The sequence below is a fragment of the Salmonella sp. 741265116_PST genome (assembly GCF_046567715.1).
Classification (GTDB): Bacteria; Pseudomonadota; Gammaproteobacteria; order Enterobacterales; family Enterobacteriaceae; genus Salmonella; species Salmonella enterica.
In genome coordinates this window covers 52,826-69,345 of sequence record NZ_JBKFPH010000002.1, presented here as the reverse complement: position 1 = coordinate 69,345, position 16,520 = coordinate 52,826, and the positions used below count along the sequence as shown (strand labels likewise).

Here is a 16,520-nt window from a genome sequence, read left to right as displayed (position 1 = left end):
CTGCTTTTCAAGAAACGATTTTACTTAAGTGGCCGAAATGAGCATTGGATGCCCCTCAACGTCGAGTCGTCGAAAGCGCAGACCGTAGGCTTGCGCCAGATAAGAGGGGGTGAGCACCTCTTCCCGGCAGCCACAGGCGATGAGTTTACCGCGCTTTAGTAACCAGGCTTTATGCGCATGGCGCAGCGTGTGGTTCAGGTCGTGGCTACTCATCACAATCGCGATTCCTGCCTGACACAAATGATGTAATACCCGATCCAAAGCGTTTTGTTGCGCAACATCGAGACTGTTCATCGGCTCATCAAGCAGCAATAATTGACCGACCGGATTAGCGTCAGGATGAATTTGTAGTACAACGGCAGCAAGGCGAACACGCTGCCACTCGCCGCCGGAAAGCTGATTCACGCTTCGCCCCAGTTTGTCGCCCAATCCAAGCATATCGGCCACCTCGTTAAGCTGCCCGGTTCGCGTTTTATCCGGTTGATGCAATGTCAGGTAATGCCAGACCGGCATGGCGAACGGCGGATTTTGCTGTTGCGCAAGATAAGCGCGGTGTTGGGCGAGCGTTGCCGTCGCCCATGCTTCCAGCGGCGCTCCGCCAAACCTGATGCTCCCCTCGCCGGAGGTTAACCCCGCCATACGCGCCAGTAGCGTGCTTTTCCCGGCGCCGTTCGGCCCGACAAGATGAAGGATCTCTCCTGCGCTTACTTCGCCGGAAAGCGGCCCCAGGCGGGTGCTCTCGGCGACGTCCTTTAATTGCATCAATTGAGACATTATTTTGCCAACGCGATTTTTATGCTTTCCATCACAATAGGATCTTCAGGCGTCATATCCGGCGAAAAACGCTGTACCACCTGACCATCCCGGCCTACCAAAAATTTTTCAAAATTCCACAGAACATCATCCGGATAGAGTGGCGTACGCCCTTTGCTTACCATCCGTTCGTAAAAGCCGCTCTTCTCCGGCGCGACTGCCGTTGGCGCAGCGGCAATCAGTTTTTGATACAGCGGATGGCGCGCGTCGCCATTCACATCAATTTTACTGAACATCGGGAACGTGACGCCCCAGGTGCTGGCGCAATAGGTTTTAATCTCCTCTTCGCTGCCTGGCTCCTGCCCCATAAACTGGTTGCAGGGAAAACCCAACACGATAAACCCCTGATCTGCCCACGCCTTCTGGATATTTTCCAGCTGTTCATATTGCGGCGTCAGACCACATCTGGAGGCGACGTTTACAATGAGCAGCACTTTTCCGGCGTATTTCTCAAGAGTGGTGACTTCTCCATCAATCGTCGTAACGTGAGTATTAAGAAGCGAGTTTTGCATGGTGTCTCCCTGATGTCGGTAGAATAGCGGGTTTCATCGTTAGCCTTTAATCATAGACTGCGAATGATGAAAGCAGTTGTTTACCAATGCGCTAACGCGCGGATTTGAGCAGCAGCCAGATAAACACTGGCGCCCCCAATGTGGCGGTGACCACCCCGATAGGCAATTCAGCCGACGCCAGCGCCAGTCGGGCGACCACATCAGCCAATAGCAGGGCGATAGCCCCGGCCAGCGCGCAGCCGGGAAGTAAAACCCGGTGATCGGTTAAACCACATAAGCGCAGGATGTGCGGAATAACCAGACCGATAAAACCAATCGCCCCCGCCATCGCCACGCTGACGCCCACCATCCAGCCGGTGGCGACGACCAACAAATTGCGCCAGAACCACAGCGGCAGGCCAAGCTGCCGCGCCGAGGTTTCCCCTAGCGCCAGCATATTCAGCGATTGCGACTGGCAACATATCCAGATCAGTACCGGGATGAGCGCAATCATTAGCCAGCTCTGCTGCCAGTCAACGCCGCCGAATCCTCCCATCATCCAGTACATTAATTGCCGCAGATCGAAAGAGGTGGAAAAATAGATAGCCCACGTCATCAGCGCGCTACAGATAATGCCCAGCGCGACGCCCGCCAACAACAAGCGGCTGGTAGAGAGATGGCGGCGCGCAAAACGCAGCAGGATTAACGTAATAGTGAGCGCGCCAGCTATAGCGCACAGTCCCAGCGCCCATCCTGGCAGTTGCCCCTGCCCCAGTAAGACGGCGGCAATAAGCCCAACACCGGCCCCATTCGAAACGCCGAGCAGGCCCGGTTCAGCAAGTGGGTTTTCAAACAGCGCCTGCATCACGGTGCCAGATAGCGCCAGCGCAGCGCCAACCAGCAATACCGCAAGCGTGCGGGGAAGGCGGATTTGCCAGACAAACAGTTCCCCCCGGGCGCTTAACCAGTCACCGGGGGTAATCCACTGTTCGCCTGCGCATAAGCTCAGAAGTGTAGCCAGTAGCACCAGCAGTGACAGGCTCAGAAGCCAGCGAACGTTTCGTCGCTGTTGTTGGCGGGCAAAAGTCAGCATGTTATCCATTCAGCTGAAAAGAGGTAGCGTGATTTTACGGTGGGTATCCTTTACTTGAAAGAAAAAAGGCCGCAATGCGGCCTTTTTAGTTATACGGGTCATCTTTCAGGCTGACAGATACGCTGTCATCCCGCTGATCTACTTTCGGGATGGCAGCGTATCTGCCGCAATACACCCTGATGGATGTTATGCCTGGATCTGATTACTCTTCTTTGGGCGAAGCGTTTTCGACCCGGCTCTTTAACTTCTGCCCGGGTCTGAAGGTCACCACGCGCCGTGCTGTAATAGGAATATCTTCACCCGTTTTCGGGTTACGCCCCGGACGTTGATTTTTATCACGCAGATCGAAGTTACCAAAACCAGAGAGTTTCACCTGCTCACCGTTTTCCAGAGCACGACGGATCTCTTCGAAAAACAGTTCAACCAGTTCTTTGGCATCCCGCTTGCTAAGCCCAAGCTTATCAAACAGATATTCTGACATTTCAGCTTTTGTAAGCGCCATAGGTTCAATCCCTCAATGATGCCTGGAATCGCTCTTTTAATGCCTCTACACATTTGGCGACGGTAGCGGCAATCTCCTCTTCTTCGAGTGTACGGTTGGTATCCTGAAGGATCAGGCTGATAGCGAGGCTCTTATAACCCTCCGCAACACCCTTACCGCGGTACACGTCAAATAAGTTTACGCCAACTACCTGATTTACGCCAACTTTCTTACATTCGGATAAAATATCCGCTGCGGGAACGTTTTCTGCAACAACAACCGCAATATCGCGACGGTTGGCCGGGAAGCGTGAAATCTCCCGCGCCTGCGGCACGATACGGTCTGCGAGCTTATTCCATTCCAGTTCAAACACCAGCGTACGACCATTCAGATCCAGTTTACGTTCCAGTTCAGGATGAACAACCCCAATAAAACCAATACGTTCATCTTTCAGATAAATCGCTGCCGACTGTCCCGGATGCAGAGCCGGATTCATCTCCGCCTTAAACTGGATATCACCCAGTTTGCCGGTTAAATCCAATACCGCTTCCAGATCGCCTTTCAAATCATAGAAATCAACGGTCTCTTTTGCCAGGTTCCAGTGCTCATCATAGCGGTTGCCGCAAATCACGCCAGCCAGCATCAGATCCTGTCGAATACCCAGATTGGCTTGTGTATCCGGAACGAAACGTAAACCGGTTTCAAAAATACGCACGCGATTCTGCTGACGGTTTTGGTTATAGACCACCGTCGCCAACAATCCGCTCCACAGAGACAGACGCATCGCCGACATCTCAACGGAGATAGGGTTTGGCAGCAGCAGCGCTTCTGCGCCTGGATGGATGAGCTGTTGTACTTTAGGATCGACAAAGCTATAGGTAATCACTTCCTGATAGCCTTTGTCGTTCAGCATGGTTTTAACCCGCTTCAACGACAGATCGGCTTCACGGTGCGTCCCCATGATTAAACCGGCCTGGATTGGCTCGTCCGGAATATTGTTATAGCCGTAAACGCGGGCCACCTCTTCCACCAGATCTTCTTCAATTTCCATATCGAAACGCCAGGTCGGCGCCACGGCTTTCCACTCGTCCTGCCCTTCGGTCACTTCACAGCCCAGACGACGCAGAATATCACTGACCTGCTCATCCGCAATATGATGCCCGATCAGGCGATCCAGTTTACTGCGACGCAGCGTAATGGTGGCGGGTTTCGGCAACGTTGCTTCGTTGCTCACATCAATTATCGGACCCGCATCACCGCCACAGATATCAAGAAGCAGACGAGTGGCGCGCTCTATCGCTTTATATTGCAGCGCCGGGTCCACCCCGCGCTCGTAGCGATGAGACGCATCGGTATGCAGACCGTGGCGGCGAGCGCGACCGGTGATAAACAGCGGATTAAAGTACGCACATTCCAGCAGCACATTTTGCGTTTCGCCGTTCACGCCGGAATGTTCGCCGCCAAAAATACCGGCTATCCCCAGCGCCTTATGGTGATCGGCGATCACCAGCGTGTCCGCATTTAACGTCGCTTCGCTACCGTCCAGCAGGACAACGGTTTCACCCTCTTTTGCCATCCGCACGACAATACCGCCATCAATGCGATCTTTATCAAAAGCATGCATTGGCTGACCCAGTTCGAGCAGCACATAGTTCGTGACGTCAACCACCGCATCGATGGAGCGAATACCGCAGCGACGCAGTTTCTCTTTCATCCACAGCGGCGTCGGCGCGTTAACATTGATGCCTTTTACCACCCGGCCAAGATAGCGTGGACACGCATCAGCGGCCTCTACCGTAATCGGCAGCGTATCGCTGATGGTTGCCGTAACCGGTGCCATTTCAGGCTCCTGGAGCGGCGCTTTGTTCAGTACCGCCACATCACGCGCAACGCCGATGATACCTAAGCAATCCGCACGGTTCGGCGTGACGCTAATTTCGATGGTATTGTCGTCAAGCTTCAGGTATTCACGGATATCGGTACCCAGCGGCGCATCCGCCGGCAGTTCGATAATGCCGCTGTGATCGTCGGAAATCCCCAGTTCGGAGAAGGAGCACAGCATCCCTTCAGACGGTTCGCCGCGCAGTTTCGCCGCTTTAATTTTGAAATCGCCCGGCAGGATAGCGCCAATGGTGGCCACCGCTACTTTCAGCCCCTGACGACAGTTTGGCGCGCCGCAGACGATATCCAACAGGCGTTCTCCGCCGACGTTGACTTTCGTTACACGCAATTTGTCAGCGTTCGGATGCTGGGCGCACTCAACCACTTCCCCAACCACAACGCCATTGAAGCTTCCCGCGACCGGCTCAACGCCGTCTACTTCCAGGCCAGCCATCGTAATCTGGTTAGCCAACGCATCGCTATCAATTGCCGGGTTAACCCACTCGCGTAACCACAGTTCGCTGAATTTCATTGTTTTATCCTGCCTTTATTTAAACTGTTTGAGGAAACGCAGATCGTTTTCGAAGAATGAACGCAGGTCGGTGACGCCGTAACGCAACATGGTCAGACGTTCCATCCCCATACCAAAAGCGAAGCCAGAATAGATTTCCGGATCGATACCGACATTACGCAGCACATTCGGATGCACCATCCCGCAGCCCAGCACTTCCAGCCATTTGCCGTTTTTACCCATCACATCCACTTCCGCAGAAGGTTCGGTAAACGGAAAATAAGAAGGACGGAAGCGAATCTGCAGATCCTCCTCAAAGAAATTGCGCAGGAAGTCGTGCAGCGTACCTTTGAGGTTGGTGAAGCTGATGTTGGTATCAACAATCAGACCTTCCATCTGATGGAACATCGGAGTATGCGTCTGGTCGTAGTCATTACGGTATACACGGCCCGGCGCAATAATACGGATCGGCGGTTGCTGCGCTTTCATCGTCCGGATCTGGACGCCAGACGTCTGGGTCCGCAGCAGACGGGTCGCGTCAAACCAGAAGGTATCATGATCGGCGCGGGCCGGATGATGACCCGGAATGTTTAACGCATCGAAGTTATGGTAGTCATCTTCGATTTCCGGGCCAGTCGCCACGGTAAAACCAAGCTCGCCGAAGAAACTTTCAATACGGTCAATGGTACGCGTGACCGGATGCAGACCGCCGTTCTCAATACGGCGCCCCGGCAGGGAGATATCGATGGTTTCAGCGGCCAGACGGGCGTTAAGCGCTGCGCTTTCCAGCTCGGCTTTACGCGCGTTAAGAGCCTGTTGTACCTGCTCTTTCGCGGCGTTAATGACTGCCCCGGCTGCTGGACGCTCTTCCGGCGGCAGATCGCGTAGGGTCGTCATCTGAAGGGTTAAATGCCCTTTCTTGCCCAAATATTCGACGCGTACATTGTCTAACGCGGCAACATCTGACGCCTGGTTAATGGCGGCCGCTGCATTGGCAACCAGCTCTGCGAGATGTGACATGGTTTTCCTCATTGTGTCGGTGAAGACACCGGTTCATTGGACGTAATCTCTCGATTTCAGATACAAAAAAAGCCTCCATCAGGAGGCTTTTTTGCGCTGTTTTTCGTTTCGTTTTTCACGCGCTAGCCTCCTGGGATCAGGTGCTAAAGTAAAAAAAGAAACGGAAAATAGCAGCGTTCATGCTTGCGTTACCTTATGTGGTAAAACCGAACATCCTTTATTGAAAAGGGTTACAGGTCAATTGTCAACTCACTGAACAGTAAATAAAAGAGAGGGAGCCAGGCTCCCTCTTTTCACTGGCTTATGCCAGAGCTGCTTTCGCTTTTTCAACCAGCGCGGTGAACGCGACTTTGTCGAATACGGCGATATCAGCCAGGATCTTACGGTCGATTTCAACAGAGGCTTTTTTCAGGCCGTTGATGAATTTGCTGTAAGAAATACCGTTCTGACGTGCTGCTGCGTTGATACGCGCAATCCACAGTTGACGGAACTGACGCTTACGTTGACGACGGTCACGGTAAGCATACTGACCAGCTTTGATAACTGCCTGGAAGGCAACGCGGTATACGCGAGAACGCGCACCGTAGTAGCCTTTGGCTTGTTTCAAAATTTTCTTGTGACGTGCGCGTGCAATTACACCACGTTTTACGCGAGCCATATGTGCTCTCCTGTATCTATTCTAATTAAAAAGTTAAAAACGTTAACGGCTTATGCGTACGGCAGGCACGCGATAACCAGGCCCAGATCGCCTTTAGAAACCATGGCTTTCGGACGCAGGTGACGTTTACGTTTAGTCGCTTTTTTGGTCAGAATGTGACGCAGGTTAGCGTGCTTGTGCTTAAAACCACCTTTACCGGTTTTTTTGAAGCGCTTAGCAGCACCGCGTACGGTCTTAATTTTTGGCATTTTAATAACTTCCACTTCGCATTGTTAATAAACGAAACATAGGCGAACAAAACCTGTGAAGCCCGAAGGCTTCACAGAATTGTTACTTGAAGGCCTTACTGTTTCTTCTTAGGAGCAAGCACCATGATCATCTGGCGGCCTTCGATCTTCGTTGGGAAGGATTCGACCACTGCCAGTTCTTGCAAATCGTCTTTCACGCGATTAAGCACTTCCATACCGATTTGCTGGTGGGCCATCTCACGGCCGCGGAAACGCAGCGTGATTTTGGCCTTATCGCCCTCTTCGAGAAAGCGAATCAGGCTGCGGAGTTTTACCTGATAGTCGCCTTCATCTGTCCCAGGACGGAATTTAATTTCCTTCACCTGGATAACTTTTTGCTTTTTCTTCTGTTCCTTAGAAGACTTACTCTTTTCATAGAGGAATTTGCCGTAATCCATTATACGACAAACCGGCGGCTCGGCGTTAGGGCTGATTTCGACTAAGTCTACTCCGGCTTCTTCAGCTTTTTCCAGAGCTTCTCTCAGACTCACAATACCAAGCTGCTCGCCTTCCAGACCTGTTAAGCGAACTTCTTGCGCGCGAATTTCGCTATTAATACGATTCGGACGCGCCGTTTGAACTCGTTTTCCGCCTTTAATACTTTATTCCTCCAGTTGTTGAAGACTGCGGCTGCGAATCTCTTGTTGCAGCTTCTCAATCACGTCATTTACGTCCAGACTGCCCAGGTCTTTACCGCGGCGGGTGCGAACGGCAACTTTGCCTGCTTCCACCTCTTTATCACCACAGACCAACATATAAGGGACACGACGTAAAGTGTGCTCGCGGATTTTAAAGCCAATCTTCTCATTTCTCAAGTCTGCTTTTACACGAATGCCCGCATTTTGTAGTTTCTGCGTCAATTCGTTAACGTATTCAGACTGCGAATCGGTAATATTCATCACGACTACCTGAACCGGCGCAAGCCATGTCGGGAAGAAACCAGCGAACTCTTCGGTCAGGATACCGATGAAGCGTTCCATCGACCCAAGAATCGCACGGTGAATCATTACCGGTACCTTACGCTCGTTGTCTTCGCCTACATAGGAGGCGCTCAGACGAGACGGTAAGGAGAAGTCCAGCTGTACTGTACCGCACTGCCATGCACGATCGAGGCAGTCATATAAGGTAAATTCAATTTTCGGACCGTAGAATGCGCCTTCACCCAGTTGATACTCAAACGGGATATTATTTTCTTCCAGCGCAACCGCCAGATCCGCCTCAGCACGATCCCACATCTCATCGCTGCCGATACGCTTGTCAGGACGAGTGGAAAGCTTGACGACGATCTTCTCGAAGCCAAAGGTGCTGTACATATCGTAGACCATACGAATACAAGCGTTAACTTCATCGCGGATCTGCTCTTCGGTGCAGAAGATATGCGCATCATCCTGCGTAAAGCCGCGTACACGCATCAGACCATGCAGCGCGCCTGATGGCTCGTTACGGTGGCAGCTACCGAATTCCGCCATACGCAGCGGCAAATCACGATAGGATTTCAGACCCTGGTTAAAGATCTGAACGTGGCCCGGGCAGTTCATCGGCTTGATACAATATTCGCGGTTTTCTGAGGACGTGGTGAACATCGCATCTTTATAGTTGTCCCAGTGCCCGGTTTTTTCCCACAGCACACGGTCCATCATGAACGGGCCTTTAACTTCTTGATACTGGTACTCTTTGAGTTTAGAACGAACAAAGACCTCCAGCTCGCGGAAGATAGTCCAGCCGTCGTTATGCCAGAACACCATGCCCGGCGCTTCTTCCTGCATATGATACAGGTCGAGCTGCTTACCAATTTTACGGTGGTCGCGTTTTGCGGCCTCTTCCAGGCGCTGCAGATAAGCGCTCAGGGCTTTTTTATCTGCCCATGCCGTACCGTAAATACGCTGCAGCATCTTATTATTGCTGTCACCGCGCCAGTATGCGCCGGCAGTTTTCATCAGTTTAAAGTGATGACAGAAACGCATATTCGGCACGTGCGGACCACGACACATGTCGACATATTCTTCATGATGGTACAAGCCTGGCTTATCATCATGGGCGATATTTTCATCAAGAATAGCGACTTTGTAAGTCTCGCCGCGCTTCACGAAGGTTTCGCGCGCGTCATGCCAGCTCACCTTTTTCTTGATAACGTCGTAATTTTTCTCGGCGAGCTCATGCATCCGCTTTTCGAGCGCTTCGACATCTTCCTGAGTTAGCGTGCGGTCAAGATCAACGTCATAGTAAAAACCGTTGTCGACAACCGGGCCGATCGCCATTTTCGTGTGCGGCCAAAGTTGCTTGATAGCGTGACCTAACAGATGCGCGCAAGAGTGACGAATGATCTCCAGACCCTCTTCATCTTTTGCGGTGATGATGGAAAGCGTCGCATCATTTTCAATCAGATCGGAAGCATCAACCAGCTCGCCATTCACACGGCCCGCAATGGTGGCTTTCGCCAGGCCAGGACCAATGTCCAGAGCAACATCCATCGGGCTTACAGGGTGGTCATAATGGCGTTGGCTGCCATCAGGAAGAGTAATAACAGGCATGTTATATCCTTATTTGCAGTGGTGACCCATACGCAAGATCACATACAAAGAGAAAATGAATTTATTGACAGTGAGTTGTGTATCCATCTAGCCAACCATTGCTAAATTGGCGCACAACCTTCGACACAGACGAAAATCGCTATTTTCGTCCGGCATGATGATGGTAACACTAAAAAAAGGGAGATTGCATCACTCTGTATCAAATCAAGACCCTTGACAGGATTTCTCCGTTATCTTTCTACGCGCCGTATAGCGCTTCTCATCGACAACCTAACTTCTGCGCCAGACTCCCCTTTGTTGTTTTCACCTCGCTGGCTACCGCTTCAGGCAAGGCAGACCACAGCGTCAGCACTGGCTTCGTATTATGTTCGATAGCCTCCACGGTAACCTGATAGTCGCAAAAATTCGCCGAACGGGGCGTATTCTGATCCATAATAAACGCAGCGTAATTTCCTTCACTTTTTGACGGCGCCGTTCCGGTGAATAAAACTTTCCAGTACCCGCTGGGAATTTCTACCGCAGCATCTTCTGGCAATGTGGCGATATGCCGCTCAAAAAGGGGGCCGGTCACTACGTGCACTGCAGATACATCAGCCTGTTTGGCAAGTTCGCGCACCCGGTTTTCCAGTGCAGCCCATGCTCCCTGGTTCAGGGCGGATTTCTGCGGCGTAATATTCGATAAATAATTTAACGACGGCCAGTCCGAAACGCCGCCCAATCCTGCCAACGGGGCCTGGTGTCCCCTGTCGACTTTTAATAGCGTATGGGCATTTTTATAGGCCGAAGGGGCCAACGTATCCGAGGACGGTAAATCGGGGTCCTGCGCCCAGTTCCGCGGGCGACCGCTTGCCTGGCTGGTCTTTGTCACGCTATAGGCAACCCAGTTGGCAAATTTCGTGGCGCTATTATTATTGAGCGTATAGACATGGCGATAAATTGTTTGTTGACTTCCTCCTTGAGGACAGCCAACGCTACAGTTATCAGGTTGCTGGACGAGTACGTTACGATGGGGTAACTCGGGTGCCGATGTTGTATCCTGGGGAGGATACGATGTAGTACATGCGCTTAATAATACTACGGGCAGTAATTTTAGCAGATTAATGATTTTATTCATTTTTTCTTCCTTAATAATAACCGCCCTAATAGTTCGGATGGTAATGATTTGGTTATATTACCCTACCAATCGTTAAATACTCTCATCATTAAAGACAACACTATCACGGTAAAAATTTAAAAATTAATAACAGATAAACATCGAAGCCCTCAAAGAAAATGAGCTCAAAAGAACACAACATGATATTCATGTTGATACCAAAAAACATCGTATTATATGCATAATCGTGAAGCCAATAATTTCTCGCACTCAGATAGCGAATGAAAGATGGATATTCAATAATATCTGACGTATGTTTTTCAACACCATTTTTCAACATTAAGGCAACGTATCCTCTCAATGACTCATTGCTGGCAGGAGTTTAGTTATATTTAGAGCCTATCCCACCAGGCGTTATTGGCGCAGCCAGTTTGGACACGGACAGCGCGCAAAAACCGGAGCGTACACGTAGTACGTGAGGATTTTGAGCACTGCCCAGGTCCAAAATGGCAAGTAAAATAGCCCTAATGGGATAGGCTCTTAAAGGTTTAATAAGCACTGCGCATCATGCTGCTGTGCTTATTACTTTGTAAAAATAAGAGTATTCACTTTCATATTCAGGGGTAAAAAGTGAACAAATACAGCTATTGCGCAACGATGATTGCCGCCATACTCAGTACGACCACAATGGCCAATGCCAGTAGCCTTGCTATTTCAGTGGCGAATGATGATGCAGGTATATTTCAACCATCCTTAAATGCCCTTTATGGGCACCCGGCTGCAGACCGGGGTGATTATACTGCCGGGCTCTTTTTAGGCTACAGCCACGATCTCACTGACGCCAGTCAACTCTCTTTTCATATCGCGCAAGATATTTATTCTCCATCAGGCGCCAACAAGAGAAAGCCTGAAGCCGTCAAAGGCGACCGCGCGTTCAGCGCCTTTCTTCATACCGGACTGGAGTGGAATTCATTAGCCACCAATTGGTTACGTTATCGTTTAGGTACCGATATTGGCGTTATTGGTCCTGACGCAGGCGGTCAGGAGGTTCAGAATCGGGCGCATCGAATAATAGGCGCAGAAAAATACCCTGCCTGGCAGGATCAAATTGAAAACCGTTATGGTTACACGGCAAAAGGAATGGTCTCCCTTACGCCAGCTATTGATATTCTGGGCGTCAATGTGGGCTTCTATCCAGAAGTCTCTGCTGTCGGCGGCAATCTCTTCCAGTATTTAGGGTACGGCGCAACCGTTGCGCTGGGAAATGATAAGACCTTCAACTCTGATAATGGGTTTGGGTTACTGTCCCGCCGAGGGTTAATACACACTCAAAAAGAGGGATTGATCTATAAGGTATTTGCTGGCGTTGAGCGCAGGGAAGTTGATAAAAACTACACGTTACAGGGGAAAACGCTGCAAACAAAAATGGAAACGGTGGATATTAATAAAACCGTGGATGAATATCGCGTCGGTGCTACCGTCGGCTATTCTCCCGTCGCATTTTCTCTTTCCTTAAACAAAGTCACGTCGGAATTTCGCACCGGAGACGACTATTCTTATATCAACGGCGACATCACCTTCTTCTTCTGAGGCGTCACCACGGAATAACCGGGCTACGTAACGTAACCCGGTACAATATTACATCTTATAGCCAAGCGTTACCGTAGTGCGACGATCGGTATGTTCAGGCGCTGATTCAGGCGGCTGCGAGTTCCACGTTAAATTATACCCCACCTTTAGACCAAAATGTTCGTTAATGGCGACATTGAGGGCTGTTTCCGAATTTAGTGTGGTGTCTTCTGCGCCAAATACTGACACCCCCTGTGTAAACTTAGCATTGTCAGTTAACTGCCAGGCATAGCTGCCGGAAGCATAACCCAACGGCTGCGTTTCAGTGGTATCGTCCGTATGTTCGTCATAGCGAACCCCTGGACCGAATTCAAAACGGAAGCTGTGTACTGGACCATTAAGGAACTGCCGCCCGTAACCGGCGGTCAGTACGTCGCGCTGACGATAACCGTTGAAACGGTCTGTCAGCCAACTGGCCTGGCCAAAGGTATAATCATAATCCGTCATATTAAAACGGTTACGCGCGCCTACCGCATATTTTTCTGAAGAGCGTTCATCATTAGAGGAGGTATTGCTGGCATTGCCCCATAATGACCAGGCGGTACGTTGTCCATACCAGGTCATCGCTGTGTCAGCCGTTAAGGAAGAACTTTTAGTATTGCCTGACTGAGCAAGGTAACCCGCATTCAGATTACCTTCAAAAGGTTTTTTCGCGGTGGAGGGATCATCCATGACAGTAAAAACGGAATCATCGGCGGCGGCATACAGAGACGCGAACACGCCACCCGCCAGCATAACTACGGCGGGTACTGCCTTCAAAAGCTTCATTTATATAGAGTCCGTACAACTAAAAAAGAGACCACGACGGTCCCGGAAACTTTCATAGGGATCAATGACAAACGCCCCTGGAAAGGTAGCGAATTATAAGAAGCCCCGAATAACATAGCAATCAATTACTATTTCATTTTTTGAATAAGAACCCTCCCGAAGCATTCATTTATTTATATAACTTTACATCGTACTTCTTTAAATAAAGATCCGGAAAATCATATTGTTAATTCCTTCACTTTCCGGGGATTAAGTGCCAGACTGAAATCAGCCTAACAGGAGGTAACGATGGTACGTATCTATACGTTGACGCTTGCGCCCTCTCTCGATAGCGCAACAATCACGCCGCAAATTTATCCCGAAGGTAAACTGCGGTGCTCCGCGCCGGTATTCGAACCCGGCGGCGGGGGTATTAATGTCGCTCGCGCCATTGCGCATCTTGGCGGCACCGCGACCGCAATTTTCCCGGCTGGCGGCGCTACCGGCGAACATCTGGTCGCACTACTGGCTGACGAAAATGTCCCCGTGTCTACCGTCGATGCGAAGGACTGGACGCGTCAGAACCTGCACGTCCACGTCGAGTCCAGCGGCGAACAGTATCGTTTTGTTATGCCCGGCGCCACGCTGGACGATGACGAATTTCGCCAGCTTGAAGAACAGGTACTGGAAATTGAATCCGGGGCAATTTTGGTTATCAGCGGCAGCCTTCCGCCCGGCGTTAAGGTCGAGAAACTTACGCAACTGATTTCCGCCGCGCAGAAGCAAGGCATTCGCTGCATTATTGATAGCTCTGGCGACGCGCTCACCGCCGCGCTGGCGCTTGGCGATATCGAACTGGTGAAACCTAACCTGAAAGAATTGAGCGCGTTGGTCAATCGCGATCTGACGCAGCCTGATGATGTGCGTAAAGCGGCCCAGGAATTAGTGCAAAGCGGCAAGGCTCGCCGGGTAGTGGTCTCTCTGGGGCCGCAAGGGGCGCTGGGCATAGACAGTGAGAATTGCATCCAGGTTGTTCCTCCCCCGGTGAAAAGTCAAAGTACTGTCGGCGCAGGCGACAGTATGGTGGGCGCGATGACGTTAAAACTGGCGCAAGACGCGTCGCTGGAAGAGATGGTGCGCTTCGGTGTGGCGGCAGGCAGCGCCGCTACGCTCAATCAAGGTACGCGTCTGTGTTCTCATGACGATACCCAAAAAATATACGCCTATCTTTCCGCGTAATAATCGTATCCCCCTCGGCGAGGGGGATACCGGAAAATCGGTTAACGGACGGCGCATTCGCCGCGGTTAAAAATACAGTTGCTCCCAACGAGGTGAACGATGGCCAGTGGCGATATTACCCGTTATGTTATTACCGTAACCTTCCATGAAGATTCCCTGACCGAGATTAACGAACTCAATAACCATCTGACGCGTAGCGGTTTTTTGCTGACATTAACGGACGATGAAGGGAATGTGCATGAGCTCGGCACCAATACATTTGGCTTTGTTAGCGCTCAGAGCGCTGATGAAATCAAAGCGCTTGTCGCCGGACTTGCGAAAAGCGCGTTAGATAAGGATGTCGACATTACCGTGGCGACCTGGGAGGCGTGGAGTAAAAACGCACAATAAGTGCCATTCCCGCCGCGGCGCGTCCGCGATGTGCGTTAGTTCGTATTTTTTAACCGCATTTTTGCGCTAACCTTATGATCTGGCAGACAACGTGGGGAGAGACATTATGTGGCAAGCTATCAGTCGTCTTTTAAGCGAGCAAGTCGGTGAAGGCGAAATCGAACTGCGTAATGAACTGCCAGGCGGAGAAGTTCATGCCGCATGGCATTTACGTTATGCAGGCCATGATTTTTTCGTGAAGTGCGATGAACGAGAAATGCTTCGCGGTTTTACCGCTGAGGCCGATCAGCTGGAGCTGCTCTCCCGCAGTAAAACCGTTGTTGTGCCTAAGGTATGGGCGGTAGGTTCGGATCGGGATTACAGCTTTTTAGTCATGGACTATCTCTCGCCCCGCCCGCTGGATGCCCATAATGCGTTTATTCTTGGGCAACAGCTGGCGCGTCTGCACCAATGGAGCGATCAACCTCAATTCGGCCTCGATTTTGACAACGCGCTCTCCACCACGCCGCAGCCGAATACCTGGCAACGCCGTTGGTCGACTTTTTTCGCCGAACAGCGCATTGGCTGGCAGCTTGAACTCGCCGCGGAAAAAGGCATTACTTTTGGTAATATTGACGCCATTGTTGAACATGTTCAGCAACGTCTGGCGTCGCATCAACCGCAGCCTTCTCTTTTGCATGGCGATCTATGGTCGGCGAACTGCGCACTTGGCCCTGGCGGCCCCTATATCTTCGATCCAGCCTGCTACTGGGGCGACAGAGAATGCGATCTGGCAATGCTGCCGCTGCATACCGATCAGCCACCGCAGATTTATGACGGCTATCAGTCCGTTTCGCCGCTACCGCTGGATTTTCTCGACAGGCAGCCGATTTACCAGCTCTACACCCTGCTTAATCGGGCAAGGCTGTTTGGCGGTCAGCACCTGGCCACTGCGCAAAAAGCGATGGATCGGCTGCTTGCGGTATAGGTACAGCCCATGCCGGATACGGGCTATCCGGCATTTTTCAGTTTACATGAAGCCTAACAAGGAAAAGAAAAAGTAGCCGAGCACGATAATAATGACCGGCAAAATATAGAGCGGGAAAAACTGTAAAAAGATGGTATGGTGCGGCACCACGATACGCGACTCTATCTGCTCACGCGTTAGCCCTTCCGCGCCTTTTGCTTTTTCCAGGATCAACTGATCTTCCACGCCTTCACGTAAAAAACGTGACTGGCGGCTCATTCTGGCGCCGGAATCCTGCATCGCCAGCCCGACAAAAATCAGAATAAAAATGAGCCAGAAACCGATATTCAGGCTTCCCTGAAAATTCGGCGTCGGCGAGTTGTACCAAAAAACATTCAGAAACGGCGTATTCACGCGCATCATGTCTATCATTACGTGGGTAAAATCCAGCATTACCGCATTTATCCCCTCCTGCTTTTCACTGTGCGCATACATAAATTTAAGGACTGAGATGAGCGTGGAAAGCAGTGCCGGAATAAAAATAACCCACCCAACAACTCTTTTTAGGATTGCAATGCGTCCAGCTTGTTGATACGTCATGAGTTCCCCTTGATAAAGACGCGTCGTTTTGGCCTAAGTCTACCTGTTGATTCCCGTTTTCGCCTGATCTTTAAGGGCGATATACTAAGAACATGGTCATAATGAACGCT

General features: G+C 50.9%; 18 protein-coding genes, 1 pseudogene and 1 other annotated feature. Of the genes and pseudogenes, 4 read left to right on the top strand and 15 right to left on the bottom strand.

Features of this window, described 5'->3' with window-relative positions:
* Positions 1-24 precede the first annotated feature (24 nt).
* The 13 genes and pseudogenes from btuD to ACLD11_RS01620 all read right to left on the bottom strand — a co-directional run bounded on the left by btuD (position 25) and on the right by ACLD11_RS01620 (position 11,199).
* A complete protein-coding gene (gene btuD / locus ACLD11_RS01680; protein WP_047643372.1) occupies positions 25-774 on the bottom strand; it encodes a vitamin B12 ABC transporter ATP-binding protein BtuD in 750 nt (249 codons plus the stop codon).
* On the bottom strand, positions 774-1,325 hold the full coding sequence (locus tag ACLD11_RS01675) for a glutathione peroxidase (protein WP_411014455.1): 552 nt from the start codon (positions 1,323-1,325) through the stop codon (positions 774-776). The genes btuD and ACLD11_RS01675 overlap by 1 nt, the downstream gene beginning before the upstream one ends.
* 91 nt (positions 1,326-1,416) lie before the next feature.
* The gene (gene btuC, locus ACLD11_RS01670; protein WP_411014454.1) at positions 1,417-2,397 is read right to left on the bottom strand and encodes a vitamin B12 ABC transporter permease BtuC; all 981 of its coding nucleotides are present in this window, start codon (positions 2,395-2,397) and stop codon (positions 1,417-1,419) included.
* A gap of 202 nt (positions 2,398-2,599) precedes the next feature.
* Positions 2,600-2,899, bottom strand: coding sequence for an integration host factor subunit alpha (ihfA, locus tag ACLD11_RS01665; protein ID WP_001229266.1), 300 nt, complete (start codon positions 2,897-2,899; stop codon positions 2,600-2,602).
* A 4-nt stretch (positions 2,900-2,903) separates the two neighbouring features.
* Positions 2,904-5,291: a phenylalanine--tRNA ligase subunit beta gene (pheT, locus tag ACLD11_RS01660; RefSeq protein ID WP_183059103.1), complete on the bottom strand. Its 2,388-nt coding sequence runs from the start codon at positions 5,289-5,291 to the stop codon at positions 2,904-2,906.
* A gap of 15 nt (positions 5,292-5,306) precedes the next feature.
* Complete coding sequence (gene pheS / locus ACLD11_RS01655) at positions 5,307-6,290, bottom strand: phenylalanine--tRNA ligase subunit alpha (RefSeq protein WP_000018570.1); 984 nt, start codon at positions 6,288-6,290, stop codon at positions 5,307-5,309.
* 62 nt (positions 6,291-6,352) lie between these two features.
* Positions 6,353-6,476 (bottom strand) — a sequence feature (Phe leader region).
* Positions 6,427-6,471 carry a pheST operon leader peptide PheM gene (pheM, locus tag ACLD11_RS01650; RefSeq protein WP_001386830.1) on the bottom strand — a complete coding sequence of 15 codons (45 nt, stop codon included), beginning with the start codon at positions 6,469-6,471 and terminating at the stop codon, positions 6,427-6,429. Its footprint overlaps the feature before it by 45 nt.
* Before the next feature lie 115 nt (positions 6,477-6,591).
* Positions 6,592-6,948: a 50S ribosomal protein L20 gene (gene rplT, locus ACLD11_RS01645; protein WP_000124850.1), complete on the bottom strand. Its 357-nt coding sequence runs from the start codon at positions 6,946-6,948 to the stop codon at positions 6,592-6,594.
* 50 nt (positions 6,949-6,998) lie between these two features.
* Positions 6,999-7,196, bottom strand: a complete 198-nt coding sequence (gene rpmI, locus ACLD11_RS01640) for a 50S ribosomal protein L35 (protein WP_001124225.1) — start codon at positions 7,194-7,196, stop codon at positions 6,999-7,001.
* Between the two features lie 95 nt (positions 7,197-7,291).
* Positions 7,292-7,834 carry a translation initiation factor IF-3 gene (infC, locus tag ACLD11_RS01635; protein ID WP_001574431.1) on the bottom strand — a complete coding sequence of 181 codons (543 nt, stop codon included), beginning with the start codon at positions 7,832-7,834 and terminating at the stop codon, positions 7,292-7,294.
* Between the two features lie 3 nt (positions 7,835-7,837).
* Complete coding sequence (gene thrS / locus ACLD11_RS01630) at positions 7,838-9,766, bottom strand: threonine--tRNA ligase (RefSeq protein WP_183059104.1); 1,929 nt, start codon at positions 9,764-9,766, stop codon at positions 7,838-7,840.
* Between the two features lie 259 nt (positions 9,767-10,025).
* Positions 10,026-10,880, bottom strand: a complete 855-nt coding sequence (locus ACLD11_RS01625) for a DNA/RNA non-specific endonuclease (protein WP_183059105.1) — start codon at positions 10,878-10,880, stop codon at positions 10,026-10,028.
* Positions 10,877-11,199: pseudogene (locus ACLD11_RS01620) on the bottom strand (hypothetical protein). Before ACLD11_RS01620 ends, ACLD11_RS01625 begins: the two are co-directional and overlap by 4 nt.
* 290 nt (positions 11,200-11,489) lie before the next feature.
* Here ACLD11_RS01620 and ACLD11_RS01615 point away from each other — a divergent pair.
* Positions 11,490-12,449, top strand: a complete 960-nt coding sequence (locus tag ACLD11_RS01615; RefSeq protein WP_183059107.1) for a lipid A deacylase LpxR family protein — start codon at positions 11,490-11,492, stop codon at positions 12,447-12,449.
* 48 nt (positions 12,450-12,497) lie between these two features.
* Here ACLD11_RS01615 and ACLD11_RS01610 read toward each other — a convergent pair whose 3' ends face one another.
* Positions 12,498-13,256, bottom strand: coding sequence for a YdiY family protein (locus ACLD11_RS01610; RefSeq protein ID WP_000770981.1), 759 nt, complete (start codon positions 13,254-13,256; stop codon positions 12,498-12,500).
* Between the two features lie 288 nt (positions 13,257-13,544).
* Between ACLD11_RS01610 and pfkB the strand changes: the two genes are divergently transcribed.
* From pfkB to ACLD11_RS01595, 3 genes are all read left to right on the top strand, one after another.
* A complete protein-coding gene (pfkB, locus tag ACLD11_RS01605) occupies positions 13,545-14,474 on the top strand; it encodes a 6-phosphofructokinase II (protein ID WP_411014453.1) in 930 nt (309 codons plus the stop codon).
* A gap of 99 nt (positions 14,475-14,573) precedes the next feature.
* On the top strand, positions 14,574-14,864 hold the full coding sequence (gene ghoS, locus ACLD11_RS01600) for a type V toxin-antitoxin system endoribonuclease antitoxin GhoS (protein WP_000146133.1): 291 nt from the start codon (positions 14,574-14,576) through the stop codon (positions 14,862-14,864).
* Between the two features lie 106 nt (positions 14,865-14,970).
* The gene (locus ACLD11_RS01595; RefSeq protein WP_411014452.1) at positions 14,971-15,831 is read left to right on the top strand and encodes a fructosamine kinase family protein; all 861 of its coding nucleotides are present in this window, start codon (positions 14,971-14,973) and stop codon (positions 15,829-15,831) included.
* 42 nt (positions 15,832-15,873) lie between these two features.
* Here the strand turns inward: ACLD11_RS01595 and ACLD11_RS01590 are convergent, their stop codons facing one another.
* Positions 15,874-16,410: a YniB family protein gene (locus ACLD11_RS01590; RefSeq protein ID WP_000222158.1), complete on the bottom strand. Its 537-nt coding sequence runs from the start codon at positions 16,408-16,410 to the stop codon at positions 15,874-15,876.
* Positions 16,411-16,520: the final 110 nt, after the last annotated feature.